At 70.0% G+C, this 26,297-nt stretch carries 23 protein-coding genes and 3 tRNA genes; 16 read left to right on the top strand and 10 right to left on the bottom strand.

Annotated elements, in window-relative coordinates:
• The first annotated feature begins 522 nt into the window (after positions 1 to 522).
• From ACGFYN_RS05480 to ACGFYN_RS05470, 3 genes are all read left to right on the top strand, one after another.
• Entirely contained in the window at positions 523 to 888 is a 366-nt protein-coding gene (locus ACGFYN_RS05480) for a hypothetical protein (protein WP_393864431.1), read from the top strand.
• 121 nt (positions 889 to 1,009) lie between these two features.
• Positions 1,010 to 1,603, top strand: coding sequence for a bifunctional DNA primase/polymerase (locus ACGFYN_RS05475; protein WP_393864430.1), 594 nt, complete (start codon positions 1,010 to 1,012; stop codon positions 1,601 to 1,603).
• Positions 1,594 to 1,667 (top strand) — tRNA-Lys (locus ACGFYN_RS05470). The genes ACGFYN_RS05475 and ACGFYN_RS05470 overlap by 10 nt, the downstream gene beginning before the upstream one ends.
• 37 nt (positions 1,668 to 1,704) lie before the next feature.
• Here ACGFYN_RS05470 and ACGFYN_RS05465 read toward each other — a convergent pair.
• Positions 1,705 to 2,991 (bottom strand): M6 family metalloprotease domain-containing protein, encoded by a 1,287-nt coding sequence (locus tag ACGFYN_RS05465; RefSeq protein WP_393864429.1) that lies wholly within the window; start codon positions 2,989 to 2,991, stop codon positions 1,705 to 1,707.
• Between the two features lie 313 nt (positions 2,992 to 3,304).
• On the opposite strand from ACGFYN_RS05465, the gene ACGFYN_RS05460 reads away from it, so the two are divergent.
• Positions 3,305 to 5,170: a putative bifunctional diguanylate cyclase/phosphodiesterase gene (locus tag ACGFYN_RS05460; protein ID WP_393864428.1), complete on the top strand. Its 1,866-nt coding sequence runs from the start codon at positions 3,305 to 3,307 to the stop codon at positions 5,168 to 5,170.
• A 198-nt stretch (positions 5,171 to 5,368) separates the two neighbouring features.
• Here ACGFYN_RS05460 and ACGFYN_RS05455 read toward each other — a convergent pair whose 3' ends face one another.
• From ACGFYN_RS05455 to ACGFYN_RS05445, 3 genes are all read right to left on the bottom strand, one after another.
• Positions 5,369 to 6,460 carry an LLM class flavin-dependent oxidoreductase gene (locus tag ACGFYN_RS05455; RefSeq protein ID WP_393864427.1) on the bottom strand — a complete coding sequence of 364 codons (1,092 nt, stop codon included), beginning with the start codon at positions 6,458 to 6,460 and terminating at the stop codon, positions 5,369 to 5,371.
• Between the two features lie 92 nt (positions 6,461 to 6,552).
• Complete coding sequence (locus tag ACGFYN_RS05450) at positions 6,553 to 7,284, bottom strand: decarboxylase (RefSeq protein WP_393864426.1); 732 nt, start codon at positions 7,282 to 7,284, stop codon at positions 6,553 to 6,555.
• Positions 7,281 to 8,078: an aspartate/glutamate racemase family protein gene (locus ACGFYN_RS05445; protein WP_393864425.1), complete on the bottom strand. Its 798-nt coding sequence runs from the start codon at positions 8,076 to 8,078 to the stop codon at positions 7,281 to 7,283. Before ACGFYN_RS05445 ends, ACGFYN_RS05450 begins: the two co-directional genes overlap by 4 nt.
• Positions 8,079 to 8,223: 145 nt before the next feature.
• Here ACGFYN_RS05445 and ACGFYN_RS05440 point away from each other — a divergent pair, with 145 nt between their 5' ends.
• Positions 8,224 to 9,171: a D-2-hydroxyacid dehydrogenase gene (locus tag ACGFYN_RS05440; protein WP_393864424.1), complete on the top strand. Its 948-nt coding sequence runs from the start codon at positions 8,224 to 8,226 to the stop codon at positions 9,169 to 9,171.
• A 22-nt stretch (positions 9,172 to 9,193) separates the two neighbouring features.
• Positions 9,194 to 10,591, top strand: a complete 1,398-nt coding sequence (locus tag ACGFYN_RS05435; protein ID WP_393864423.1) for an amidase — start codon at positions 9,194 to 9,196, stop codon at positions 10,589 to 10,591.
• Here the strand turns inward: ACGFYN_RS05435 and ACGFYN_RS05430 are convergent.
• A complete protein-coding gene (locus tag ACGFYN_RS05430; RefSeq protein WP_393864422.1) occupies positions 10,572 to 11,066 on the bottom strand; it encodes a DUF3830 family protein in 495 nt (164 codons plus the stop codon). The two genes, ACGFYN_RS05435 and ACGFYN_RS05430, sit on opposite strands and share 20 nt — an antisense overlap.
• 47 nt (positions 11,067 to 11,113) lie before the next feature.
• Between ACGFYN_RS05430 and ehuB the strand changes: the two genes are divergently transcribed.
• The 6 genes from ehuB to ACGFYN_RS05400 all read left to right on the top strand — a co-directional run bounded on the left by ehuB (position 11,114) and on the right by ACGFYN_RS05400 (position 15,323).
• The gene (gene ehuB, locus ACGFYN_RS05425; RefSeq protein WP_393864421.1) at positions 11,114 to 12,019 is read left to right on the top strand and encodes an ectoine/hydroxyectoine ABC transporter substrate-binding protein EhuB; all 906 of its coding nucleotides are present in this window, start codon (positions 11,114 to 11,116) and stop codon (positions 12,017 to 12,019) included.
• Positions 12,016 to 12,738 (top strand): ectoine/hydroxyectoine ABC transporter permease subunit EhuC, encoded by a 723-nt coding sequence (gene ehuC / locus ACGFYN_RS05420; RefSeq protein WP_393864420.1) that lies wholly within the window; start codon positions 12,016 to 12,018, stop codon positions 12,736 to 12,738. The genes ehuB and ehuC overlap by 4 nt, the downstream gene beginning before the upstream one ends.
• Positions 12,735 to 13,385 carry an ectoine/hydroxyectoine ABC transporter permease subunit EhuD gene (gene ehuD, locus ACGFYN_RS05415; RefSeq protein ID WP_393864419.1) on the top strand — a complete coding sequence of 217 codons (651 nt, stop codon included), beginning with the start codon at positions 12,735 to 12,737 and terminating at the stop codon, positions 13,383 to 13,385. Before ehuC ends, ehuD begins: the two co-directional genes overlap by 4 nt.
• Positions 13,386 to 13,395: 10 nt before the next feature.
• Positions 13,396 to 14,172, top strand: coding sequence for an ectoine/hydroxyectoine ABC transporter ATP-binding protein EhuA (ehuA, locus tag ACGFYN_RS05410; RefSeq protein WP_393864418.1), 777 nt, complete (start codon positions 13,396 to 13,398; stop codon positions 14,170 to 14,172).
• A 222-nt stretch (positions 14,173 to 14,394) separates the two neighbouring features.
• Positions 14,395 to 15,153 (top strand): IclR family transcriptional regulator, encoded by a 759-nt coding sequence (locus tag ACGFYN_RS05405; RefSeq protein WP_393864417.1) that lies wholly within the window; start codon positions 14,395 to 14,397, stop codon positions 15,151 to 15,153.
• Positions 15,154 to 15,249: 96 nt separating this feature from the next.
• A tRNA-Lys gene (locus tag ACGFYN_RS05400) sits at positions 15,250 to 15,323 on the top strand.
• Here the strand turns inward: ACGFYN_RS05400 and ACGFYN_RS05395 are convergent.
• The 5 genes from ACGFYN_RS05395 to ACGFYN_RS05375 form a co-directional block, all read right to left on the bottom strand.
• Positions 15,289 to 16,953: an AMP-binding protein gene (locus ACGFYN_RS05395; RefSeq protein ID WP_393864416.1), complete on the bottom strand. Its 1,665-nt coding sequence runs from the start codon at positions 16,951 to 16,953 to the stop codon at positions 15,289 to 15,291. The two genes, ACGFYN_RS05400 and ACGFYN_RS05395, sit on opposite strands and share 35 nt — an antisense overlap.
• Positions 16,954 to 16,987: 34 nt before the next feature.
• Positions 16,988 to 17,470: a DUF3592 domain-containing protein gene (locus ACGFYN_RS05390; protein WP_393864415.1), complete on the bottom strand. Its 483-nt coding sequence runs from the start codon at positions 17,468 to 17,470 to the stop codon at positions 16,988 to 16,990.
• A gap of 151 nt (positions 17,471 to 17,621) precedes the next feature.
• Positions 17,622 to 18,227: a lytic polysaccharide monooxygenase gene (locus tag ACGFYN_RS05385; protein WP_393864414.1), complete on the bottom strand. Its 606-nt coding sequence runs from the start codon at positions 18,225 to 18,227 to the stop codon at positions 17,622 to 17,624.
• Positions 18,228 to 18,323: 96 nt separating this feature from the next.
• Positions 18,324 to 19,436, bottom strand: coding sequence for an SPFH domain-containing protein (locus tag ACGFYN_RS05380; protein WP_393864413.1), 1,113 nt, complete (start codon positions 19,434 to 19,436; stop codon positions 18,324 to 18,326).
• A gap of 92 nt (positions 19,437 to 19,528) precedes the next feature.
• Complete coding sequence (locus ACGFYN_RS05375; protein WP_393864412.1) at positions 19,529 to 20,833, bottom strand: peptidoglycan-binding protein; 1,305 nt, start codon at positions 20,831 to 20,833, stop codon at positions 19,529 to 19,531.
• A 189-nt stretch (positions 20,834 to 21,022) separates the two neighbouring features.
• On the opposite strand from ACGFYN_RS05375, the gene ACGFYN_RS05370 reads away from it, so the two are divergent.
• From ACGFYN_RS05370 to ACGFYN_RS05355, 4 genes are all read left to right on the top strand, one after another.
• Positions 21,023 to 21,096, top strand: a tRNA-Lys gene (locus ACGFYN_RS05370).
• A gap of 202 nt (positions 21,097 to 21,298) precedes the next feature.
• Complete coding sequence (locus tag ACGFYN_RS05365) at positions 21,299 to 22,015, top strand: FadR/GntR family transcriptional regulator (protein WP_393864411.1); 717 nt, start codon at positions 21,299 to 21,301, stop codon at positions 22,013 to 22,015.
• 318 nt (positions 22,016 to 22,333) lie between these two features.
• Positions 22,334 to 24,358 (top strand): glycosyltransferase family 2 protein, encoded by a 2,025-nt coding sequence (locus tag ACGFYN_RS05360; RefSeq protein WP_393864410.1) that lies wholly within the window; start codon positions 22,334 to 22,336, stop codon positions 24,356 to 24,358.
• Positions 24,355 to 26,292, top strand: a complete 1,938-nt coding sequence (locus ACGFYN_RS05355) for a galactose oxidase-like domain-containing protein (protein WP_393864409.1) — start codon at positions 24,355 to 24,357, stop codon at positions 26,290 to 26,292. The genes ACGFYN_RS05360 and ACGFYN_RS05355 overlap by 4 nt, the downstream gene beginning before the upstream one ends.
• The last annotated feature ends 5 nt before the right edge of the window (positions 26,293 to 26,297 follow it).

The following is a 26,297-nucleotide window of genomic DNA, read 5'->3' as shown; positions in this document are numbered from 1 at the left end:
GCAGAGCCGACCCCGGCCGGACAGAGTCCGCCACGCCGCCGGAGGCGGCCAATGGTTACAGCCCCGGACGGCTGGGAGGCCGTGATGTCGACATGGGACCACTGGTCGAGACACCGGGTGACCTGGCAGCCATGACGGACACGCCGGACATCCGACCGGCGCACACCGGACGCAGAGCCGACCCCGGCCGGACAGAGTCCGCCACGCCGCCGGAGGCGGCCAATGGTTACAGCCCCGGACGGCTGGGAGGCCGTGATGTCGACATGGACCACTGGTCGAGACACCGGGTGACCTGGCAGCCATGACGGACACGCCGGACATCCGGTGGCGAGCACCGGGCGCGGAGGCGAACCACGCCATGCCCGCGCGGCTGCGGGAACATCGCGTCGGCCGGCGGCCTTGACAGGGGGGCGCGCCGAGGGGGCGCCCCCCGCGGCCCAGGCCCACTTGCGCGATCGCGGGACAATGGACGGTGGCCCTCTTACCGGACGGGCCGTGCGCGACGTATGAGGAGGACAAGACATGGCGGAGCCCACGCCGCGTCGGAACGAACCGCGGCTACGCCCCGCGCCCCTGCTCTTCGAGCCCGCGGAGGCGGCCTCCGACCCGGAGCACTTCTTCGACCTGGAGTCGATCGACGATCCACGGGCGCTGCTGACCCGGGCGACGGAGCTGACGCAGGCGTTCCGCGCGGCCGCGGACCGCGCGGTGGAGTTCCAGGCGATCGCGGCCGCCCAGCTGGCCGATCCCCGGCGGTTCGACCGGCTGACCGCGGCGGACATCGCGGAACGCGCCGAGTGGACCGAGGACTACGCGAAGAAGATGGTGGAGTACGGCCGCGGCCTGATGAGCGGCGCCGAGGGGACCGGGTCCGCCGACCCGGTGTGAACACGGGCCGTTTCGCTGTGGCATATGCCAGGCGGGCAAGATACTCCTCCCTGCTCCCACCTGTCCCGAATTCCGGCAACTCCCCGGAGCGGTACGTTCACACCCGGTAGATGTAGTTGCCATGAGCAGCACACGGAACGAACCGTTCGCCGACCGCTTCGACGTCTGCGGGGTCACTGCGGACGGCGCCGCCTGGCTGGCCTCGGCAGGAACGTATCCGCGCTCCACGCTCGCCCTGTGGAAGGAGCGCCCCGAGGCTCCGGTCGTCCTCCCCTGCGGTTCCGCCTTCGACGTCGTCAGCGTCCCCGCGGTGTTCGGGCGCCGCATGGTCGACCGACTGTGGGACGAGGGCCCCGGCTCGGGCCCGGTGGCGGCCTTCCGGGGCCGGATGCTCCTGTTCACCGCGCCCGGCACCGCCCAGCGGCTGCCCTCGCTGCTGCGCTGGGAGGAGTTCGGCCGCACGGCCGCGATCCCGCCGCTGCTGTGCCACGGCAACGGCGACGCGGTGACCGTCCCGGCCCTGCTCTCGCCCGCCCCGCCGGCCTCCGGCGACTCCCGCTGGCTCGTCGCCCCGGACACCCGTCACCCCTGGCTGCCGGGCCCGGAGATCCTGCTCTGGGCGGCCGTGCGGGCGGCCCGCGCCACCGTGCGCATATCGATTTTTCCCCCAGCCGATCAGGATGCTAAGGTCTACGACGTCAGCAGGCGCCGCTAGCTCAGTTGGTTAGAGCAGCTGACTCTTAATCAGCGGGTCCGGGGTTCGAGTCCCTGGCGGCGCACCGACAGAAAAACCCTCCACAGCCGTGGAGGGTTTTTTCATTCCTGCGGGCCCGCCGTGATCTTCACGTTCCAGGCGCCCGACGGCGTGCGGCCCTCCACCCCCACCCGGATGTTCTCGTGCGGCACCTTGAAGGTCTCGCCGAGTCCGACCGGGGCGTCCGCCAGCGGCGGGTAGACGGAGTTCTCCCAGCAGGCCTCGGTGTGCGGGTGGGCGTCGATGACCTGGATGGGACCGCCGCCGGACTGTGCGGTGCCCTGCACGCGGTAGACGAGGATGCCCGACTTGCAGGCCGTCGTGTCGTTGCCGACCGGGTCGCGCGCCTCGAAGGCGAGCACGCTGTCGGGACCGGTCCGCACCACCGCGAGCTTCACGCCCTCGCCGATCCCGAGGGCCGGTGGCCCCGCCGCGCCCGTCACCGGGACTCCCGGCCCCGAACCCAGCGGCTCCAGCGTCACGCGCGTGACGCCCGACTCCCGTACGCACACCACCTGGCGCGGATCGAGCCACCCCAGCTTCCACTTGTGCCAGCCGAACAGATCGGGTGCCAGCCCGAACTGACTGCCCATCAGATCCCAGTCGCCGACGTAGGTGTCCCAGTCGCCCTTGCCGTCGTCGGGCCGGTGGTAGAGATCCGGCAGGTCGAAGACGTGCCCGGTCTCGTGGGCCAGCACCAGCCGGTCCGGCGGGTGCTTCTCGAAGACCGTGACGATACGGCGCAGGTCGGTGCCGTCGGCCCGCAGCGGGGTGTCCAGGTTGACGACCTTCGTCGCGTCCGAGTCCACGCCGGGCGCGTCCGGGTCGGCGACGAAGTAGACGACGTCGTAGCGCGAGAAGTCGACCTGCGGGTCGGCGACCGCGAGCGCGTCACGCAGATACGCGGCACGGTTCTCGGGACTCCAGTCACGCTTTATCGCGTACGCCGTCGACGGCCGCGGCATCCGGATCCAGTGCTTCATCGGATGCGGGCGCAGGGTGAACCTGCCGTAGGAGGCCTGCTGGAAGAAGCGGCTGGTGGCCGGGAAGTGGTCGGCGGCCAGCTGGGCGGGCGTGGTCCGTGGGGCCTCGTCCGGGAACGACAGGAAGACCATCACGGCGTCGAGCGCCCGGCTGGGCCGCGGGTAGGCGGCGTTCCAGGTGTCGAGGCCTTCCGAGTGATGGACCGAGGTGCGCTGGAGCGCGCACGGCACCGCCGAGAACGGTTCGGCGACCGAGGGTCCGGTCACCAGCGAGGTCGCGGCGATGGCGGACAGCGTGCTGAACACGGCGGCGGTGCTGCGCAGTCGGGGACCCCTGTATGTCGTGAGGGGAAACTGACGCGGCACAGGTACCTCCGGGTGCGGTTCGCGGGACTTCGCACCCAGCCTGTGTTGATTTGTAGTACTACGCCCTGTTTGTCTGCCCCAGACGAGTGAGGCGCCCGGAGAACCGTCAGGACCGACACCCCCGAAACGCTCACGGAACGTCACAAGCGATCGAGGGTCCCAAGAAGCCGTCCACCTGCGGGCAGAAACGATCTGCCGGAAGTGCCGGTCCATCCGGGACACTGGACAGTAGCTGCAAGGCCTCCGGGTCTGCCTCTATGATCGGCACACTTTCCTGCACGGACAGAGATCGAGTGCACTGCGGGAGCGAGCGGTGAGCGGAACGTCCGAAGGGCCGGCGCCCGCGGCTGACCTCGACCGGGTCGCCGTCACAGAGAGTGACGCCTATGCGTCTCCTCGTACCGAGCAGCTGACGACTCGTACGGAGCCGTCGGCGTACCACTCGGTCTTCACGGCTGCGCCGCTCGCCATGGCGGTGGTCGACCGTGAGGGCATGGTGGTCAGCGCGAACAGCGGCTTCGGCCGGCTGATCGACAGTCCCCCGGATGCACTGGTCGGCCGGTTCGCCGCCGACCTGGTGGATCTGGCGTCGGACGCGCGTACTTGGCACTCGTACCGCGAGGTGCTGCGCGGGCGTGAGGCGCGGCTGCGCTGCACACGCCGGCTCAAGCACGCCGACGGTCAGTCGGTCTGGGTCGAGGTCACCGTCTCACCGCTGGCCGCCCCGGACGAGGGCGTGCTGATGTCCGTCACCGACATCAGCGCCCACCGTGAACTCCAGGGCAGATTGCGGCACTTGCAGATGCACGACCCGGTGACGCGGCTGCCCAACCGCACGCTCTTCTTCGAGCGGCTGACGGCGGCGCTGGAGGCGGAGTCCTACGAGGAGAGCGGGACCGGGCGGATCGGTCTGTGCTACCTCGACCTGGACGGCTTCAAGGCCATCAACGACACGCTCGGCCACCGCGTCGGGGACCGGCTGCTGGCCGCCGTCGCGGAGCGCCTGACGCGGTGCGCCGACGAGGCGGGGTACGCCAGAGCGAGCGCCCCGCTGGTCGCGAGGCTGGGGGGCGACGAGTTCGCGCTGCTGGTGGAGGACTCGACCGGCACGGACCAACTCGCCGAGCTGGCCGAGTCGGTGCTGGAGGCGATCCAGTCCCCCTTCGACCTCTCGGGCCGGCGGCTGTCGGTGTCGGCGTCGATCGGGGTCGTGGAGCGCCGTGCTGCGGGTACCACGCCGACCGCCCTGATGCAGGCGGCCGACACCACGCTGTACTGGGCGAAGGCGGACGGGAAGTCGCGCTGGACCCTCTTCGACCCGGAGCGCAACGCCCATCGCATGACCCGGCAGGCGCTCGCCTCCACGCTCCGGCCCGCCATCGAGCGCGGTGAATTCATGCTGGAGTACCAGCCGTTGGTGGGGATGGAGGACGGCAGGCTGCACGGTGTCGAGGCACTGGTCCGCTGGAACCATCCGCAGTTCGGCCTGCTGACGCCGAATCGGTTCATCGCACTGGCGGAGGAGGACGGCTCGATCGTGCCGCTGGGCCGCTGGGTGCTGGCCACGGCCTGCCGGCAGGCGCGACGCTGGCAGTTGGACCACCCGGACGAGCAACCGCTGTTCGTGAGCGTCAATGTGGCGGTACGTCAGGTCTGGGACTCGGACCTGGTGGCGGACGTGGCAAAGATCCTCGCCGAGACGGGGCTCGCGCCGCACCTGCTCCAGCTGGAGCTCACGGAGTCGGCCGTCATGGGCTCGGCGGGCCGCCCGCTGCAGGTCCTGCAAGCCCTCAGTGACATGGGTGTCGGCATCGCGATCGACGACTTCGGCACGGGCTACTCGAACCTGGCGTACCTCAGCCGGCTGCCGGTCTCGGTCCTGAAGCTGGACGGCTCCTTCGTCCGCGGCTTCCAGTACGAGAGCGACCAGGAGGGGACCGTCCCGCCGAACCCGGCCGACGAGGTCGTGGTCGAGGCGATGATCCAGCTCGCCCACCGCCTCGGCCTCACGGTCACCGCCGAGTGCGTCGAGACCTCGGCCCAGGCCACCCGCCTGCGGCGCATCGGCTGCGACACCGGGCAGGGCTGGCTCTACTCCCGCCCGGTCTCGCCGGATCGTATCTCCGCCCTCCGCGATCCGCTCCGCGAGCCGGGCGAGAGGGTGGCGGGCAACTCCTAGACGGGCTCGCGGACTTGGTACGAGGCGACTGCGTGTCACGCCGCGGGCCGTCACCGCCACGGCCGCTCGGCGCGTCCGGCGCGGGCGTCCCACAACCGGCGCTGGATCATTCGGAGTTGTACGCGCTGAGCACACACCGGCCCGGTCCCCGCGCGAGCCGCCGGGGGGCCCGCGTTCGGTGGGCAGCCGCGTCCGCCGTCACGCCGTGGGCAACCCGTAGGCGTCCGCGATGAGTTCGTACGAGCGCAGGCGTACATCTCCGCTGTGGGCGTTCGACGTGATCATCAACTCGTCGGCGCCGGTGCGCTTCTGGAGGTCGTCGAGGCCGGCACGGACCTCGTCGGGGGTGCCGTGGACGACGTTGGCGTTCCAGGAGGTGATGAAGTCCCGCTCCATGGGGCTGAATTCGTAGGACTCGGCCTCCTCGGGGGTGGGGACGAGGCCGGGGCGGCCGGTGCGGAGGCGGACCATGTTCAGGGCGGCGGCGAGGACCTGGCGGCGGGCCTCCGGCTCCTCGTCCGTGGCCAGGGCCGATACGCCGATGAGGGCGTAGGGGGCGTCGAGCACCTCGCTCGGGCGGAAGGACTCGCGGTACAGGTCCAGCGCCGGGACGGTGTTCTGCGCGGAGAAGTGGTGCGCGAAGGCGAAGGGCAGGCCCAGGACGCCCGCCAGGCGCGCGCTGAAGCCCGAGGAGCCGAGCAGCCAGATCGGCGGGCGGTGCGGGGACTGGACGCCGCCTGGGGACGTCGCCTGCACCGGGCCGGGCACGGCGTGGATACGGCGGTACGGGTGGCCGTCCGGGAAGTCGTCGTCCAGGAAGCGGGTGAGTTCCGCGAGCTGCTGGGGGAAGTCGTCGGCGCCCTCGTTGAGGTGGTCCGTGCGGCGCAGTGCGGCCGCCGTGGCGCCGTCGGTGCCGGGAGCCCGGCCGAGTCCGAGGTCGACGCGCCCGGGGGCCATCGCCTCCAGGGTGCCGAACTGCTCGGCTATGACGAGCGGCGCGTGGTTGGGGAGCATCACGCCGCCCGAGCCGAGGCGGATGCGGTGGGTGTGGGCCGCGAGGTGGGCCAGGATCACGGCGGGCGAGGACGAGGCCACACCCGGCATCGAGTGGTGCTCGGCGACCCAGTACCGGTGGAAGCCGCGGGACTCGGCGAGACGGGACAGCGCGACGCTGGTGCGCAGCGCGTCCGTGGCGGTGTGGCCCGCTCCGACCGTCACCAGGTCCAGTACGGAGAGGGGTACGGGCGCGGTGCCCTGTGCGCCGCCCCGGATCTCGTCGTCTGCCGTCACGGTGGGTGCCTCCTGTTTTCGGCCGTGCGCTGTCCTGCGCGGCTAACAGGAGGCACTCTCCGTTTTATTCCCCGACCACCGTGACGGGCGGGTCAGACCTGCACCACCGGCTCGCGCGTGAACAGCGCCCCCATGGTCGGCGCGTTCACCCGCCGGCCCGCGAGGCGCAGCGCCTCCCACACCGTGACCTGGTTGGCCGTGAGGACCGGCTTGCCCAGCTCCTTCTCCAGGGCCGGGATGTGGGCCGCCGTGTGCAGGGCGGTGTCCGGCAGCAGCAGCGCCTGGGCGTCGGGCCGGTCGGCCTCCCGCGCCAGTGCGAACACCTCCGCCTCGCCCCACGTGCCGACCTCCGCCGCCGTGATGATCCCGGCGTCGCGCACCGAGGTCACCTCCGCGCCGCCCGCCCGCAGGAAGTCCGCGAAGAGCCGGGCCACGTCCTCGGGATAGGTCGCGCCGACCGCCACCCGCCGCGCCCCCAGCTCCTGCACCGCGTGCACGAAGGCGAAGGAGGTCGAGGACGCCGGCATCCCGGCCGTACGGGCCAGGGAGCGCACCTGCTCGTGGGCGCCCTCCCAGCCGTAGACGAAGCTCCCGCTGGTGCACGCCCACACCACCGACTCCGCACCCGCCATGCGCAGTTCCCCGACGCCGGCCGCGAGGCGGTCGGCCGAGCCCATCTCCAGCAGGGCGTCCACCCGGTGCGCGTCCGTACCGATGTCGGTGTGGACGACGTCGAGCCGGATGTCGCTGCCGAGCAGCTGCTCGATACGTGGGTAGTCGTCCTCGGCGGAGTGCCCCGGGTAGAGGATTCCGAGTGCGGTCATGACCTGCCTTCCTGCTGCTGTTCACCGTCCGGGAGTTCCGGCAGCACAGGGCCGGAGCGCGCCGCCGGATCGATCAGCGCCTGATACGGCCCCACCGCTCGGGTACCCAGTCGGGCGAGCGCCGCCCACATCGTCACCTGGTTGGCCGAGATCACCGGCATGCGCAGCTCCGCCTCCAGCTGGGGGATGACGTCGTAGGTCGGAAGGTTGGTGCAGCTGATGAAGAGCACGTCGGCGCGGCGCCGCGCGGCCTTGTGCGCCATGGCGACGACCTCGCGGTACGGCACCTGCCAGATGTGCCGGGTCAGCCCCATGTACGCGCGCCCGGTGACCTTCACGCCCGCTTCGGCGACGTACTCCTCCAGCGCGCGCGTCACCGACACGGTGTACGGCGTCACCAGCGCCACCCGCCGCGCATCGAGCGCCACCAGCGCCTCCAGGAGCGCGCCGGAGGTGGTGACCGAGGGGACCGCGCCCGCGCGCGTCATCGCCGCGCACATCGCCCGCTCCCCGGCGATCCCGTCGACGAAGCTGCCGGACGTGCAGGCGTACGCGACGACCTCCGGCGCGATCGCGTTCAGCGTGAGCACCGCGTCGTCCAGCGTCTGGTGCTCGCTGACCAGGCGGGCCAGGTCGAGACTGACCTCGACCGGCACGTACGGGGTCCGCGTCAGATGCAGCGAGACATCGTCCGGCACCCATCGCCACAGCTCGCGATCGAGCGCGAAGTCGAACGGAGCGACCACTCCGACCCCGCGTTGCCGCTGAGGTCCACCGAGGAAGGAAACGTCCATGGCGGGCACCGCCCTCACAGTACGAAAGGGGTGAGCAACGGACTGTACGCAACGCCCGTGTTGACGAAGGTAGGTTGGGGTGCGAGCGTGGTCAAACCTCGCATGTCAGACGGCCGCAACCCCTCCCCAGAAACGGCTCTTCCGCATGACCACCCCGACTGTTCTCGTCCTGGACGCCGAACCGCTCCCCCGCCTCGGGAGTCTCACCGGACGCGCCCGTATCGAGCACACCGACGAGTCGGCGCTCGCCCAGCGGCTGCCGCACGCGGACGTGCTCCTCGTCTGGGACTTCGCGTCCCGGGCCGTACGCTCCGCCTGGCCGGGCGAGGGTCCGCGGCCGGCCTGGGTGCACACGGCGAGCGCCGGCGTGGACCACCTGATGTGTCCGGAACTCGCCTCCTCCGACACCGTGGTGACCAACGCGCGGGGGATCTTCGACCAGCCCATCGCCGAGTACGTCGCCGCCCTCGTGCTGACCATGGCCAAGGATCTGCCGAGGACGCTGGAGCTCCAGCGGGAGCGGACCTGGCGGCACCGCGAGACACGGCGGGTCGCGGGCACCCGCGCGTGCGTGGTCGGATCGGGCCCCATCGGCCGGGCGATCGCCCGCACGCTCAAGGCACTCGACGTCGAGACGGCGCTCGTCGGCCGGGAGCCGCGCACCGGCCTCCACGGCCCCGAGGACCTGGACCGGCTGATCGCGCGCGCCGACTGGGTGATCGCGGCCGCTCCGCTCACCGAGCAGACGTACGGCATGTTCGACGCCCGGCGCTTCGGCGTGATGCAGCCCTCCGCGCGGTTCATCAACATCGGGCGCGGTCCGCTGGTCGTCGAGGACGCGCTCGCGGAGGCACTGGTCAAGCGGTGGATCGCGGGCGCCGCCCTGGACGTCTTCGAGCACGAACCCCTCACCCCGGACAGCCCGTTGTGGGAGGTGCCGGGCCTCATCGTGTCCCCGCACATGAGCGGCGACACGATCGGCTGGCGTGATCAGCTCGGCACCCAGTTCGTGGAGTTGTACGAGCGCTGGGCGGCGGGCAGACCACTGCTGAACGTGGTCGACAAGAAACGCGGGTACGTACCGGGACGCTGAACCGCCTAGGCCTGGAGGGCAGATGACGGACCTCGACCTCACCGAACTGACCGCCGTACGACTAGTCGAGGGGTACCGCACGGGCGAGTTCAGTCCGGAGGAGGCCACGCGGGCCGCGCTGGAACGGGCCGATCAGATCCAGCCAGATGTGAACGCGTTCGTGCGCCTGCTGTCCGACGAGGCCCTCGTCCAGGCCCGCGAGTCCACCGAGCGCTGGCGGCGCGGTGAGCCGCGGGGGCTGGTCGACGGTGTCCCGACGACCGTGAAGGACATCCTGCTGCTGCGCGGCGCGCCCACCCTCAAGGGCTCGAGGACGATCTCCGGGAACGGCCGCTGGGACGAGGACGCCCCCTCGGTCGCCCGGCTGCGCGAGCACGGCGCCGTCCTCATCGGCAAGACCACGACACCCGAGTTCGGCTGGAAGGGCGTCACGGACTCGCCGCAGTCCGGCGTGACCCGCAATCCGCACGACTTCTCGCGCACCTCGGGCGGCTCCAGCGGCGGCGCCGCCGCGGCCGTGGCGCTCGGCGCGGGCCCGCTCGCGCTGGGCACGGACGGCGGCGGCAGCGTCCGTATCCCGGCCTCCTTCTGCGGGATCTTCGGGCTGAAGCCGACGTACGGGCGGGTGCCGCTGTATCCGGCGAGCGCGTTCGGCACGCTGGCGCACGTGGGCCCGATGGCCCGTGACGCGGCGGACGCGGCGCTGCTGCTCGATGTGATCGGCGTACCCGACAGCCGCGACTGGTCCGGGCTGCCCGCCGCCTCCGGCCCCTTCTCGGCCCGACTGGCGGGCGGGGTGAAGGGTCTGCGGGTGGCGTACTCGCCGTCCCTCGGCGGCCAGGTGGCGGTGCGCCCCGCGGTCGCCGCGGCGGTGCGGCGGGCTGTGGAGCGGCTGGCCGGGCTCGGCGCGTACGTCGAGGAGACCGACCCCGACTTCACCGACCCGGTGGAGGCCTTTCACACCCTGTGGTTCTCCGGGGCGGCCCGGGTGACCCAGCAACTCGGCCCGCATCAGCGTGGGTTGCTCGATCCGGGGCTGCGGGAGATCTGCGCGGCCGGCGCCCGCCGTTCGGCGCTGGACTACCTCGCCGCGGTGGACGTCCGCATGGAGATGGGCCGCCGGATGGGCCGCTTCCACGACAGCTACGACCTGCTCGTCACGCCGACCCTGCCGATCACCGCGTTCGAGGCGGGCGAGGAGGTGCCGAAGGACTCCGGTCACCGGCGCTGGACGGGGTGGTCCCCGTTCACGTACCCGTTCAACATGACCCAGCAGCCGGCGGCGACCGTCCCCGTCGGGACCGACGGGGACGGTCTGCCGATCGGCCTGCAGCTGGTGGCCGCCCGGCACCGGGACGAACTGGTGCTGCGGGCGGCCCACACGCTCTACGAGGCCGGGATCACGCGCGGCGGAAGCTGAGCGTCTCCCCCGCCGCACCCGAGCGCCACAGGTCGTTGCAGCCCTCGGCCATCGCCTCCAGCCCTTCGACGACCTGACCCCAGACGATGCCCGGGACCCAGCCGACGTCGGCGTTCAGCAGCAGGTTGTTGCGCTCGTAGAAGAGGGCGAGGTCGACGACCGTCGTGCCCGCGCGGACGTCCCGGTCGTATCCGTACGCCTTGGTGCCGAGCTCCGTCCCCGCGAAGGAGAAATAGCAAAGATCTCCGGGAATCGGGGTGACGGTCGGATTTTCCAGAGGCGGCTCTTTCACTGCGAATGGGGGGAAAAGAGCATAGATCTCATTTCGGGCATATTTTGCGTGATAGACATCGCTGCCCAGTGGAAGTGCGTCCCACACGGCCGCGCAGGTGAGAGGCGCGCGCTCGTCCAGCAGTTTCGCCGTGCAGGTGATTCCACGTTTGACCAGCGAGACTTCGATGTAGCGATCAGCCATAAAACCTATGGTGCATACATCGCATGGACTCGGGTAGCCGCGCCGCCATGGCTCCACCTTTTGGGAACGACAGACACACACCCGGGCCCACTCGTCGATCGCTGCTCGCGGGGGTGGCGGCGCTCGGTGCGTTGGGCGCCGCCGGATGCAGTCGCGTGGCCGCCGCTTCGAGCAAGGAAGGCGGTGACCTGCTCGACCGGCTCAAGGCGGCAGGCGTCGTACGGCTGGGTATCGCCGGTGAGATCCCCTTCGGGTACATCGACAAGAACGGCGACCTGACCGGCGAGGCGCCGGAACTGGCCAAGGTCATCTTCAAGCGGCTCGGCGTGGACAAGGTGCAGCCGGTCCCGACGGAGTTCGGCTCGCTCATCCCGGGCCTGAACTCGCAGCAGTTCGATGTCGTGGCCGCGGGGATGTACGTCAATCCCGAGCGCTGTCAGCAGGTCATCTTCGCCGACCCCGACTACCAGATGCTCGACGCCTTCATCGTCCGCAAGGGCAATCCGAAGGGGCTGCACAACTACAAGGACATCGTCGCGAAGAAGGCGAAGTTCGCGACCGGCACCGGGTACGCCGAGATCCAGTACGCCGTCGAGGCGGGGTACAAGCAGAGCGACATCCTGATCGTGCCGGACCAGGTCGCGGGGCTGAACGCCGTCGAGGCCGGCCGCGTCGACGTCTTCTCCGGTACGGCGCTGACCGTCCGTGAGGTGGTCAAGAAGTCCAGCAAGGCGGAGTCCACCGACGCCTTCGCGCCCCTCGTCAAGGGCAAGCCGCATGTCGACGGCGGCGCCTTCGCGTTCCGCCCGACCGAGACCGGTCTGCGGGACGCCTTCAACGTGGAGCTGCAGAAGATGAAGAAGAGCGGTGAGCTGTTCCGCATCCTCAAGCCCTTCGGCTTCACCAAGGCCGAGATGACCGACCTCACTGCGAAGGAGCTGTGCGGCGGATGACCTCGGGACTCTGGGAACTCGTACTTCACGGCATCTGGGTCACGGTCCAGCTGCTCGTCCTCGCCGGGCTGCTGGCGACCGCGGTCGCCTTCGGCGTGGGCATCGCCCGCACCCACCGGCTGTGGATCGTCCGCTTCCTCGCGGGCGCCTACACCGAGATCTTCCGCGGGACCTCGGCGCTGATCATGATCTTCTGGGTGTTCTTCGTGCTGCCGATCGCCTTCGGCTGGCAGCTGGTCCCGCTGTGGGCGGGCACCCTCGCGCTCGGACTGACCTACGGGGCCTACGGCGCCGAGATCGTGCGCGGCGCCCTGAACTCCGTCGACCCGGCGCAGCGCGAGGGCGGCATCGCCCTCAGCTTCACGCCGTGGCAGCGGATGCGGCTGGTCCTGCTGCCGCAGGCCGTGCCGGAGATGATTCCGTCCTTCTCCAACCTCCTGGTGGAGCTGCTCAAGGGCACCGCGCTGGTGTCGATCATGGGCATGGGCGACCTGGCCTTCAGCGCCAACCTGGTGCGCCTCGCGCTGCAGCAGAGCGCGGAGATCTACACGTACGTCCTGCTGATCTACTTCGTCATCGCCTTCGTGCTCACGCGGGGGATGCGCGGACTGGAACGCAAGCTCAAGTCGGGCCTGGGCAGGCCGGTCGGCCGCTCGGCCGACCAGGAGCTGCACCGTCCTGAGACGACCGGCGTGGGCGCGGGAGGTTCGCTCGGATGAAATGGGACTGGAGCGCTGTCGCCGACTTCATGCCGAAGTTCTGGGAGGGACTGCTGGTCACCCTGCAGATCCTCGTCCTCGGCTCGCTGATCTCCTTCGCGCTGGGCCTGGTGTGGGCGCTGCTGATGCGCACGCCCACGCGCTTCGTGCGCTGGCCGATCGGTGTCGTCACGGAGTTCATCCGCAACACCCCGCTGCTGGTGCAGCTGTTCTTCTTCTTCTACGTGCTGCCCGAGTGGGGCCTGACCTGGTCGGCGCTGACCACCGGTGTCGTCGCGATCGGCCTGCACTACTCGACGTACACGATGCAGGTCTACCGGGCCGGTATCGAGGCGGTCCCCGCCGGTCAGTGGGAGGCGGCCACCGCGCTGAACCTCCCGGTGCGGCACACCTGGACCGCGGTGATCCTGCCGCAGGCGATCCGCCGGGTGGTCCCGGCGCTCGGCAACTACGTCATCTCGATGCTCAAGGACACCCCGATCCTGATGACGATCACAGTCATGGAAATGCTCGGCCAGGCGCGGCTGTTCGCGCAGACGAACTTCCAGTTCACCGAGCCCCTGACAGTGATCGGTGTGGCCTTCATCTTTATCGCCTACCCGGCCTCCCTTCTCGTACGAGCCCTGGAGCGACGTCTTGTCCGCTGACACGCCTTTGATGAAAGAACCCGACGCCGGCGCCAACCCGCCGGTGGACGGCGGCGAACTGATCCGGTTCGACAACGTCACCAAGCGCTTCGGCTCGAACACCGTGCTCGACCGGCTCGACTTCTCCGTCAGCTCCGGCAAGCACGTCACCCTGATCGGCCCGTCCGGCTCCGGCAAGACGACGATCCTGCGGCTGCTGATGACCCTCACCAAGCCGGAGGAGGGCACCATCACGGTCGCGGGCGACCAGCTCTTCCCGGCCCCGGAGAAGCAGATCCGCGAGGTCCGCAAGAAGATCGGGATGGTCTTCCAGCAGTTCAACCTGTTCCCGAACATGTCGGTGCTGCGGAACATCACCGAGGCCCCGGTCACCGTCCTCGGCATGTCCAAGGACGAGGCGACCGAGCGCGCCCGCGACCTGCTGGAGATGGTGGGCCTCGCCGACAAGTGCGACGCACGCCCGACCCAGCTCTCCGGCGGCCAGCAGCAGCGGGTCGCGATAGCCCGGGCGCTGGCGATGCGGCCGCAGGTGCTGCTGCTGGACGAGGTGACCTCCGCGCTCGACCCGGAGCTGGTCGCCGGTGTCCTCGACGTGCTGCGCGACATCGCCCGCACCACGGACATCACGATGCTCTGCGTGACCCACGAGATGAACTTCGCAAGGGACATCTCGGACCAGGTGCTGATGTTCGACTCCGGCCGGGTCATCGAGTCGGGCCCGCCGGAGAAGATCTTCAGCGAGCCCGAGAACGACCGCACGCGGGAATTTCTCAGCGCGGTCCTCTGACGTCGGAGGTTGAACGCGATTCAACCTCCGAGGTCCGGGCGCCGGGGCATGTCATTGGCATGTGCCGGCGTGCCTGCGCTGCTGTTGGGAGCGGTGCGGCGGGGTTCAGATCTCGTCAACAGCCGCTCACAACAAGCCTCTTGACCGTTATCGTGGAACTGTTCCGCTGTCCGGATTACGGCCAAGTTGTAGAGCGACCGAGCAAGCGCAGGGGGATGCACCGTGGCGCTGAAGCACGAGCCGACCGCGCCGTACCACTCGGCCCAGGACGCGCTGCGCGTCCTGGAGGCCGTGGCGCGGCACTCGACCGGAGTCACCGACAACGAGCTCGTCCGTCTCACCGACCTCGCCCCGGAGCGGCTGACCACCCTCCTGCGGATGCTGCGCCGTGAGGGGTACGTCGAGCAGATCACCGAGGGTGCGTACGTCACCGGCGACGCCCTCACCCGGCTCGGCTCGGCCGAGGGCCGGGACCGGGCCCTGCACGAGAAGCTCCAGCGCACCCTGGACCGGCTGCGCGACTCGGTGGGCGCCGCCGTGTATCTCAGCAGGTACGTCGACGGCGAGGTCAGGATCGCCCAGTACGCCGACGGGCCCACCACCCCGGTGGTCCACGAGTGGGTCGACTTCCGCTCCTCGGCGCACGCCACCGCGATCGGCAAGAGCCTGCTCGGCCAGCTCGACCACAACGGCCGGCGCGACCACCTCTCCCGGCACAGGCCGGCCCGGCTGACCTCGCGCACCATCACCAACGACAAGCTGCTGCTCTCGCACCTCGAGGCCCAGCCGCCCACCGTGCCCCACCTCGATCTCCAGGAGTACGCGGTCGGCACGGTGTGCGCGGCCGTGCCGGTCAGCGCCGGCACGTCGGTCGGCTGCCTGGCCCTGTCGCTGCCCGTGGAGGACGCCCACCGCCTGCGCCAGGCAGCGGACGCCCTGAACCGGAACGCGACGCCGGTGCTGCTCTCGCTGGCGATCTAGGCGACCCGGAAGTGGTTCGAAGCACCCCCGCGGACCAGGTAGTATTTTCTTCGTCGCCACCCGCGGGACACGGTTCCGGCGGGCGGCGTGAGTCATGCGCCGCTAGCTCAGTTGGTTAGAGCAGCTGACTCTTAATCAGCGGGTCCGGGGTTCGAGTCCCTGGCGGCGCACCGATGAAGGGCCTCTCGTGGAGACGAGGGGTCCTTCGGCGTCCTGCGGGGTGAGCGGGCGGTATGTCCGCTGTCCGGGTGGCCGCCACCAGACGGGGTCCGCGCACCGGATGCCTTCCTTCCGGAGCTTCGCCCGGTGGATCTTGTTGGTGGCCGTGACCGGCATTCGCTCCACGATCCGGACGAACCGCGGCGCCATCTTCGTTCCGAGGTCGGGCTGGGCCTCGAGGAAGCCGGCGAAGCCGTCGGGGTCGAAGGTCCCGGCGAGGGTCGCCATCACCTGGTCCCCGGTGACCGGGTCCGGCACCGCGTAGACGGCGACGGCGTCGGCCCCGTCGTAGCGGGCGAGGATGTTCTCGATCGTCGCGGCGGCCAGGTTCTCGCTGTCGACGCGGAGGCGGTCGTCGGTGCGGCCCGCGAAGTAGAGGTAGCCGGCGGTGTCCCGGTAGAAGAGGTCGCCGGTCCAGTACCCGCCGTCGTGCCGCCGCTCGGCCTCCGCCGCCGGGTTGCGCCAGTACCCCTCGAAGGGGTTGGGCGCCCGGTTCACCAGCTCCCCTATCGCCTCGTCCCCGTTCAGCAGCCGCCCCGCCGCGTCGAAGGCGGCGGGCGGGCACTCCTCGCGCGTGCCCGCATCGAGTACGACGAGACCGGGCGCCGCCCGCCCGACCGCCCCCGCCGGTGTCCCCGGCGACCACTGCACGGCCGCGCCGCCCTCCGACGAGCCGTACCCCTCAACAAGCCGCACCCCGAACCGCCGCTCGAAGGCCGCCGCGTCCACCGCCCCCGCCTCCGTGCCGAAGCCGAGCCGCAGCGGGTTGTCCCGGTCGTCGGCGCGCTCCTCGGTGGCCAGGATGTACTGCACGGCACGGCCCACATAGGTGAAGTACGTCGCCCCGTACGAGCGGACGTCGGCCAGGAACCGGGAGGCCGAGAAGCGCCGCCGCAGCGCCACGCCCGCACCGGCCGCGAGCGCGGGCGCCCAGTCGGCGATGACCGCGTTGCCGTGGAACATCGGCATGCAGATGTAGTGCACGTCGTCGCGGCGCACCCCGAACTGGCCGACCAGCGAACGCCCGGCGGCGGCCAGCCGCCGCTGCGAGCAGATCGCGGCCTTGGGCGCGCCCGTAGAACCGGAGGTGAAGTACAGCAGCAAGCGGTCGTCAGGGGCCGCCCGGGAGGTGTCCGGTTCGGCGCCCGCGTACGGCGCCAGCAGCTCGTCGTACTCCTCGGTGCCGGTCACCAGGAGCCGTACGCCGGGGAGTTCGAGCCCGGCGAGCAGCGGCAGACGGGCGCGCTCGGTGACGACCGTCCGGCACTCGGTGTGCAGGATGTCGCGGGCCAGCTCCGGGCCGCGGCGGGTGGGGTTGATCCCGGCGACCGCGGCACCCGCGAGCGCCGCCGCGCTCAACCACATCGGATATTCAGGGGTGTTGTCGAGCAGTACCCCCACATGCGGCGCGGCGCCGGGCGGCAGCAGATCGGTCAGCAGCGCGGCCCGCGCCGCGGCGCCGGCCGCCACCTCGTGGTGCGTGAGCACCAGGTCCTCGCACCACAGCCCTGGCCGGTGGTCACCGAACCGCTCCGTCACGAGCTCCGCGACCGTGCCCCGCGCGCCGTTACTGGACTCCATGGGGGCGCACGGTAATTGACGTACCGTCAGATTGCTACGGCATGGTGGTCGAGGACCCGGTGTCGGCCGACCAGGAGGACATCGAGTGGAACGTGGCCATGAAACCGATGCAGAACGCCACCATCACCCCGAGGAACACCAGCGTCGCGACCGTCGTCGCCGCATGCTTGACGCGGCCCGGCTCCTGGGCGGTGGCCACCACGTCCGGCCCGTCCGCGTAGTAGTAGACGGTGACGGGGTCGCCCTCCAGGCGGGTCGCCGGGCCGTCCTCCTCCTCGAAGCGGACCGGACGGCCGTCCTGGGCCTGGAACTCGTAGACGTGGTGGAGGGTGGTGCTCACGGAGGTGTCGTTGGCGCCGCCACGGGTCGTCGTGAACATCCGCAGGCAGCGCCCCTGGGCGGTGAGCCCGCTGTTCCAGGCGCGGCGCATCTGCAGCCAGCGACGCACCACGCGGTACGCCATGGCCAGGGCCACCGTCATGATCAGGCAGGGCACGAGGTAGAAGGTGACGTCCATGGGGTCCCCCGGTCTCGGTCCGCCGCACCCGTGCGGTCGGCATGCCAGGAACGTACCCACGGGTAGTGCCGCGGTGGCTCAAGAAAGGCTCAGGGATCGGGCGCGTGCGCCGGGACCGAGCCTCCCGGCGCACGCACCCCGTCCGGCGGGATCAGAAGGTGACGTCGGAGCAGGCGTAGAACGCGTTGCCCGTGTCCGCGATCGTCCATACCGCGACGATCATGTGGTGGCCGCTCAGGCCGGACGGCAGGGTGCCGCTGTGGGAGAGGGTGGACGGGCGACGCTGCCCGTTGTAGGGCACCGTCAGGAACGGTGTGGTGTTGAGGTCCGAGCGGGCCAGGTTGTGGTTCTGGTTCCAGCCCTGCTTGGTGGCGTAGTACTTGAAGTCGGTCGTGGCGTGCATGGCGGTGAACTGCCAGCGGAACGTGTAGCTCTGACCGCCCGTCACCTTGGTGGTGGGCCAGGCGCCGCCGGACGGCGTCCTGGAGCCGTCGAGTTGGGAGAAGCGCGAGTTGCCGCCGGAGCAGATGGACCCGTCGGCCGGTCCGGAGGCCGGGAAGCCCTTGGGGCCCTCGACGCTCTGCGGCTCGTACTGGATGTCGCCGCAGTTCGTCACCGTGCCGTTGGCGCACAGCTTCTGCCTGCTGATGGGGAGGTCGGTGTAGCCGTGGCTGCTCGCGCTTCCGGCCGAGAGCACGAAGGCCCCTGCCGTGGTGAGCCCGAGCGCGGCGGCGTACCACTTGATCTTTCTGCGCATGCTGCCGCTCCTGAAGAACGTGGGGGAAGTTCCATGAGGCGTGCAGGTCTAGACCAAGTGCAGAATATTGCCGTTAGTTGAACGTGTCCATACCAATCACGGCACCTGTTCCCCGCGCCCCGCGCAGAACGCCACCGTCAAGTCCTTGACCAGCGCCTTGCGTTCGTAGTCGTCGAGGTCGACCAGCCCGCGCACGGTCAGCCGCGTCACCGTGTCCTCCACGGAGTCGACCACCGAGGTGAGCACACTCGCCCGGTGCTGCGCGTCCAGCGCGGCGATACGGCGGCGGTTCATCGCGGCGGCGACCTCGGGGGCGTACTCGATGAGGACCGGCTGCACCGAGAACACCTCGAGCCCGACCGGCGCCGCGTCCGCCGCGGTCAGCCGGGTCAGCGCATCCCCGGCCGCCTCCACCGGACCGCGCGTCCCGCCGGGTGTCTCCACGGGCACCCGGGCGAGAGCCGCCTCCACGCACTCGCGCAGATACGTCTCGTGGTCCTCGATGCCCAGCAATGCCCGCGCGGTGTCCCGCACCCGCCACACCACGAGCACCACCGCGCGCAGCGCGACGCCGTTGCCGTCGGCCGCGGGCATCGGCTCGCTGCGCCAGTGCCGCAGCCGTACGTCGACCCGGCGGCGCAGCGCCAGCGGGTTGACCCACATCAGGCCGGTGCGCCGGACGGTCCCCCGGTAGCGGCCGAACAGACCGAGCACCCAGGCCCGTCCGGTCCGGCCCCGGGCCAGCCCGCCGAACCCGAAGACACCGAGCGCGCCCGCGCCCGCGTAGGCCGCCCACTGCGCGGGACCGAGCCCGGCCCCCGCGTACGCGGGCAGCCGCAGCGCCGCCACCGCGAGCGGCGGCAGGACGCCCGCCCACCACGAGGTGGCCACGCACCCGGCCGTCCCGCAGGCACCGGCGAGCACGCCCGCCGCTCCGGGCAGCACGCGCGCCGGCCGCTCCCCCAGCTCGGGGTCGACCTGCGGCACGGACCGCGGCTTCGCCGGCGCCGGCCGGCGGAACCGGGGCTGCTCCCCCGTGCCCTGACGGCGGCCGACGACCGTCGGTCTGAGCGGCACGGACACCGGGTCCGGGTCGTCACGGAACAGCAGATGGACGGGGATCTCGGTGGTCGCCTCGTTCTGAATGAGGCGCCCGGACCTGCCCGGCCCCTCGGACTCGGGCGTCTGTGACGTGGTCGTCGTACTCATGCTTGCCTCCAGCCTCCGCGCCAGATGCGTCACAACAGATGGATGGAACAGAGCCGTTCACCAGCGACGACCCCTTGGGAGATCGGAACCGCTCAGGAGAACAGCCGTCTCCACGTCTCGGGACCCGGAAAGCCGTCCGCCGCGCCGCCGCGCCACCCCTGGGAGCGCTGGAAGGCCTCGACGTTGCGCCGGTCCGCCTCGCCCCAGCGCGGCCCCGGTCCGGTCGCGTAGTACCTGCCGAACCCCTTCTTCACGAGCTGCTGTCCGAGCCGGGTCACCTGGTCGTCGACCACCCCCGGCCGGAACGTCGCCCGCCCCGGATAGGCGGGCACCCCGGAGGACGGCGCCGAATGGCCCGCCTTCCCCGTCGCCGGGATCGGCCTGCCCGTCCCGGACATCAGCAGCTCCCAGGTCCGCGGCCCCGGCAGCCCGTCTGCGGCCGCGCCCTGCCAGCCCTGGGCCAACTGGAACGCCTCGGTGGCCCGCCGGTCCGCGTCCGACCAGCGTGGGCCGGGACCGGAGGTGTAGAAGCGCCCCGCACCGCGCGCGACGAGCATCTCGCCGAGCCGGGTGACGTACGTGTTGTTCGCACCGGGGCCGAAATAAGCCGCTCCCGGATAGGGCGTCCGGGTGCTCGGGGTGGCCGGCGCACCCGGCTGGGCATCCGTCGGGTCCGGCGCGAGCCCGGTGTACCGGTAAGGGACGTACCGGTCGGCGTTGGTCCAGTAGGCGTACGGGGTGGCCTGCTTGCGGGCGTGCGGGGGCGTCTGCTCGTAGGCGAGGTAGTTGCTGTGCGTGTAGTCGGTCCAGCCGCCGAAGATGACGACGTGCGAGCCTTTCTCCGGGTTCTGCGGATTGTGGAAGAGCAGGATGTCGCCGGGCTGGAGTTCCTCCTTGGAAATCTGCTTCCCGTACTGCCCGAGGCTGCCCGTCCATTCGTTCTGGGGCAGTCCCCAGGCCATCGAGACGAAGCCGGAGCAGTCCTGCCGGTAACCGTCGGACCAGTAGTCGGTCATGCTGTACGGCACCTGCGCGTCGACCCATTTCTTGGCCCGGTTGATGATCTCCGCGCGGGTGGTCGTGGGCGTCTTCCGCGCGTCCGCGGGCCTGGCGGTCTTGGCGCCGCGGCCGTACAGCGGGGCCTTGTGGCCCTGCGGGGACCGGTGCCCGTCGCCTGCTGGGACGCCGGGACCGGGCGGTGCCTGCGGGGCCGCGAGCGCCGGGGCCACCTGTCCCGCGCCGAGCGCGGCGGACGCGGCCGCGGCGACGATCACGGCCCGCCGGGCGGCCGGGTGCCGGACCGTCCGTGCATACGGCAGGACGCGGCGCCGGTGCGCACATCCGGGGCAGTCGCAGTCGCCGGCCGGATCGAATTCCTCGAATACCGGAGCCGCCATGCGATTCCCCTCACACTCCCGATGGAAAAGACCGCGCGTGTCCACGCTGATCACTTTGCCAACGGTCTTCCCGACTCGCATGTTGACGGTCCGAATGATGTACAGAACCCTCCCGGACCTGGCACGGCCCGCCCCCTCCGAGTGGTCGGAACCACCGCCGGCGGTCCGGTAGAGTTACGGCGTCGGCAGGCGCCGCTAGCTCAGTTGGTTAGAGCAGCTGACTCTTAATCAGCGGGTCCGGGGTTCGAGTCCCTGGCGGCGCACGATGACGATGGCGAGGCATGTTCGCTCAATGCGCGAACCGGTCTCGCCATCTTCGTTTTCTGCGCGGCTTCGCCGCGCGCTGTGGGGGCCCCGCCACCCACGCCGCCTCCGCAGAAGCGAGCGCAGTGCGACCGCACGGACAGGAAGGCCCCTCGTACACGCGAGGGGTCTTCTTCCTGTTTGGCCGGATACTCTCTGGCCATGGCAGCGCGTGACCTTCAGGAGCGGATCAAGAAGCTCATCGTCGACCGTCGGCTCCCCTCCGGGGCGCCGCTGCCGACCGAGCCCGAGCTGATGCAGTACCTGGGCGCGAGCCGGAACTCGGTGCGCGAGGCGCTGAAGGCGCTCCAGGCGATGGGCATCGTGGAGATCCGGCACGGCTTCGGCACCTACGTCGGCCCGATGTCGCTGGCCCCGATGATCGAGGGCCTCGCCTTCCGCACCGTCGCCGGGCACTACAGAGGAGAGGACTCCCTGCTCCAGCTGCTCGAACTGCGCGAGGCGGTGGAGACGGGCCTGGTCTCCCGGCTCGCGGGCCGGATCCCGGACGTGGACCTCGTTGAACTCGACGCACTCTTGATCCGTATGGAACACCAGGCGGCACAAGGCGGCGCCGGACTCGCGGACACCGACCGCGCCTTTCACGCCACCCTGTACCGGGGTCTGGACAACGTGTTGCTGGGCGAGGTCCTGGAGGCGTTCTGGGACGCCTTCCACCGCGTGCAGACGGATCTCGGGGGCGTGCCGCAGGACCCGAAGGTCACCTGCCGGCAGCACCGGGACATCCTCGACGCGGTGCGGTCGGGCGACTCGGTGCGGGCGGAGGAGGCGATAAGGGACCACTTCGGCAACATCCGCAACCGCTTGTCCACAACGCATCCACAAGACCCCCACACGCGCCACAATGAACGCGTATGACCGGTAAACACCGTGTTTCGCATCTTGCGATCATGCTGAACGCTGTAGAACCCTGTTTTTCAAGATGCTGCGGATACGCGGCAGTTGGGGGGCTGGTAAGCGGTTGCCGGTTCTGTGGGGGTAGGGGCTCCCGTTCACGAGCCGATGCCGAGGGGGGCATCATGCAACCGGAAGGTCGCGGTTCCATGTCTACAGGTGTGGAAATTGTGGTGACTGCGGCCCGCCACTGATACGTCTGTGACGAGTCGTGCGGGGACTCGGCCACGGACGGAAGGAACCGACACGACACGCGGTGACCTGCGTGTGGGGGGATGACTCATGACGTCGACGCCGAAGGGCGCCCGGCCGAACTTCGACCCGTCAGAAACCACCCAGCTCAGGGTGCCTTCGCACCGGAACAGCACGACGGGCCAGTTCCGCAGGATCAGGAAGAACCTGCCGAGATACGACTACGAGCACTACAGCCGGCTCGCCGGCCCCCTCACCGAACCCGATCCGAGCAAGCCGTACAGAGTGCAGTACCGCTCGCTGCTCTCACAGGAACCGCACCGCCTGCGTGCCGCCCTGATGCTGGGCGCGGCGCCGCTGCTGTCGCTGGTCCTGCTCGCCTGGCTGCTGCAGCCGGAGCACTGGACCGAACGCGACTACCCCGCCTACGACTTCCTGCCCGCGCTCGACGTGGTGATGCTCGTCTCGATCGGCCTGATCGAGTTCTTCCGCTGCATGAACGTGCTGTCCAACGCGCACGCCACCCTGGTCGCCCGCGACCCGATCCCGGTGGTCCCGGAGACCGGCACGAGAGTGGCGTTCATCACGACGTACGTGCCCGGCAAGGAACCACTGGAGATGGTCACGAAGACCCTGGAGGCGGCCGTACGGCTGCGGCACCGGGGCCTTCTACACATCTGGCTCCTGGACGAGGGCGACGACCCCGAGGTGAAGGCGGTCTGCGCGCGGCTCGGCGTACATCACTTCTCCCGCAAGGGAGTTGCGCGGTGGAACCAGAAGAAGGGGCCGCACCGCGCCAAGACCAAGCACGGCAACTACAACGCCTGGCTGGAGGCGCACGGCGACGCCTACGACTTCTTCGCCTCGGTCGACACCGACCACGTGCCGCTGCCCAACTACCTGGAGCGGATGCTCGGCTTCTTCCGCGACCCGGACGTCGGCTTCGTCATCGGCCCGCAGGTGTACGGCAATTACGACAACCCCATCACCAAGGCCGCCGAGTCCCAGCAGTTCCTCTTCCACGCGCTGATCCAGCGGGCGGGCAACCGGTACGGCGGCCCGATGTTCGTGGGCACCTCCAACGCCGTCCGGATCAGGGCGCTCAAGCAGATCGGCGGTCTGTACGACTCGATCACCGAGGACATGGCCACCGGCTTCGAGATCCACCGCCACAAGAACCCGGTCACGGGCCGGAAGTGGCGGTCGGTCTACACGCCGGACGTGCTCGCCGTCGGTGAGGGCCCGGGCGCCTGGACGGACTTCTTCACCCAGCAGCTGCGCTGGTCGCGGGGGACGTACGAGACGATTCTCAAGCAGTACTGGAAGGGCTGGTTCTCACTGCCCCCGGGCAAGCTCTTCAACTACACGATGATGATCATCTTCTACCCGATGTCGGCCCTCAACTGGATCCTGGCGGCGCTGAGTTGCGCGCTGTTCCTGGGCCTGGGCGCCTCGGGTGTGAACATCGACCCGACGGTCTGGCTGATGCTGTACGGCAACGCGTCCGCGCTGCAGATCGGCCTCTACATCTGGAACCGCCGACACAACGTCTCCCCGCACGAGCCGGAGGGCTCCGGCGGTGTGGCGGGCATGATGATGTCGGCCCTGTCGGCGCCGATCTACGCCCGCTCGCTGATGGACACGGTGCTGCGCCGCAAGAGCAAGTTCGTGGTGACCCCCAAGGGCGACTCCGCCAGCCCGGACACGCTGTTCGGGACCTTCCGGATCCACCTGTTCTTCATCCTGGTCTTCGGCGGCTCGATCGCCGCCGGTCTCATGTTCGGGCACTCGCACCCGGCGATGATCATCTGGGCCACGTTCGCCCTGCTGATCACCGCCTCGCCGATCGCCGCCTGGCGGTACTCGCTGCGGCAGGCGAAGAAGCAGCCGCCCGCGCCGGTCCAGCCACCGGCGCCGCAGCAGGTCCCGGCGGGGCACGCGCCCGCCTACCAGCCGCAGCCGCTGCCCGCTCAGCACGCGGCACACGCGCCGCACGGCTCGGCGCACAAGCCCAGCTGGGCGGCCCCGGGTTCGGGCACAGGCACCGACCCGGGCGCAGGAAATGACCAGACGATGCAGATCGCTCTGGGTGGATTTGGGGGACGTAAGGAATGAACGACCGTGCAGGCCGCCGCCGCGCCCGTCGACTCGCGATCGGTACGGCGGTGGTACTCGCGCTGGCCGGGATGAACGGTCCGTGGCTCTACCGCTTCGGCACCGAGAAATACCACGAGTACCAGATCAACAAGCCCGAGTACAAAGCGGACAACGGGCACTGGGACATCATCCAGTTCCCGCCCGAGTACCGCCAGGACACCATCCACGCGGCGCTGCTGCGCACCGGCAAGGTGCTGCTCATCGCCGGTTCGGGCAACAACCAGGACAACTTCGACAAGAAGAAGTTCGACTCCCGGATCTGGGACCCGGTCAAGGGCACGATCAAGAAGGTGCCGACACCTGCGGACCTGTTCTGCACGGGTCACACCCAGCTGTCGAACGGCAATCTGCTGATCGCGGGCGGCACCAAGCGGTACGAGAAGCTGAAGGGCGACGTCACCAAGGCCGGCGGCCTGATGGTCGTCCACAACGAGAACCCGGACAAGCCGATCACGCTGCCCGCGGGCACCAAGTTCACGGGCAAGGAGAACGGCAAGACCTTCGTCTCGAAGGACCCGGTGCTGGTGCCGCGCGCGAAGAAGGTCTTCGACAAGGCGACCGGCAAGTTCCTGCGCAACGACCCGGGGCTCGGCCGTATCTACGTCGAGGCGAAGAAGAGCGGCACCAAGTACGAGACCGGCACCCAGGACAACTACCGGATCCAGGGCCTGACCGGCGCAGAGGCCCGCAACACCTACGGCATCGCGCAGAAGCTCGCGCTTGACAAGAAGGACTTCCAGGGGATCAGGAACGCCTACGAGTTCGACCCGGTCGCCGAGAAGTACATCAAGGTCGACCCGATGAACGAGGCCCGCTGGTACCCGACGCTCACCACCCTGGGCGACGGCAAGATCCTCAGCGTCTCCGGCCTCGACGACATCGGGCAGCTGGTGCCGGGCAAGAACGAGGTCTTCGACCCGAAGACCAAGAAGTGGACGTACACCTCGACGATCCGCCAGTTCCCGACCTACCCGGCGCTGTTCCTGATGCAGAACGGCAAGATCTTCTACTCGGGGTCGAACGCGGGGTACGGGCCGGACAACGTGGGCCGCATCCCGGGCATCTGGGACGTCGACACCAACAAGTTCTCCAAGCTGCCCGGGCTGAGCGACGCAAGCGAGATGGAGACGTCCGGCACGGTGCTGCTGCCGCCCGCGCAGAACGAGAAGTACATGGTGATCGGCGGTGGCGGGGTCGGCGAGTCCAAGGCGTCCAGCAACAGGACGCGGCTGATCGATCTGAAGGACAAGAACCCGAAGTTCACGGACGGGCCGACGCTGGAGAAGGGCACGCGCTATCCGCAGTCCTCGGTGCTGCCCGACGACTCGGTGCTGGTCTCCGGCGGTTCCGAGGACTACCGCGGGCGCGGCGACTCCAACATCCTGCAGGCGCGGCTGTACCACGCGGACACGGACAAGTTCGAGCGGGTCGCCGATCCGCTGGTGGGCCGGAACTACCACTCGGGTTCGATCCTGCTGCCCGACGGGCGGGTGATGTTCTTCGGGTCGGACTCCCTGTACGCGGACAAGGCCAACACCAAGCCGGGCAAGTTCGAGCAGCGGATCGAGATCTACACGCCGCCGTATCTGTACCGGGACTCGCGGCCGTCGCTCTCGGGCGGACCGCAGACGATCGCGCGGGGCGGGACGGGGACGTTCAGCTCACCGCAGGCCTCCGTCATCAAGAAGGCGCGGCTGATCAGGCCCAGTGCGTCGACGCACGTCACGGACGTCGATCAGCGGTCGATCGCACTGGACTTCAAGACCTCCGGCGACAAGGTCACGGTGACCGTGCCGAAGGGCAAGAACCTCGTCCAGTCGGGCTGGTACATGCTGTTCGTGGACGACGACGAGGGGACGCCGAGCAAGGCGCAGTGGGTCAAGGTCCCGTAGCCACC

The organism is Streptomyces sp. NPDC048419, from assembly GCF_043200415.1.
GTDB lineage: Bacteria > Actinomycetota > Actinomycetes > Streptomycetales > Streptomycetaceae > Streptomyces.
This window is presented reverse-complemented; position numbering and strand designations above follow the sequence as displayed.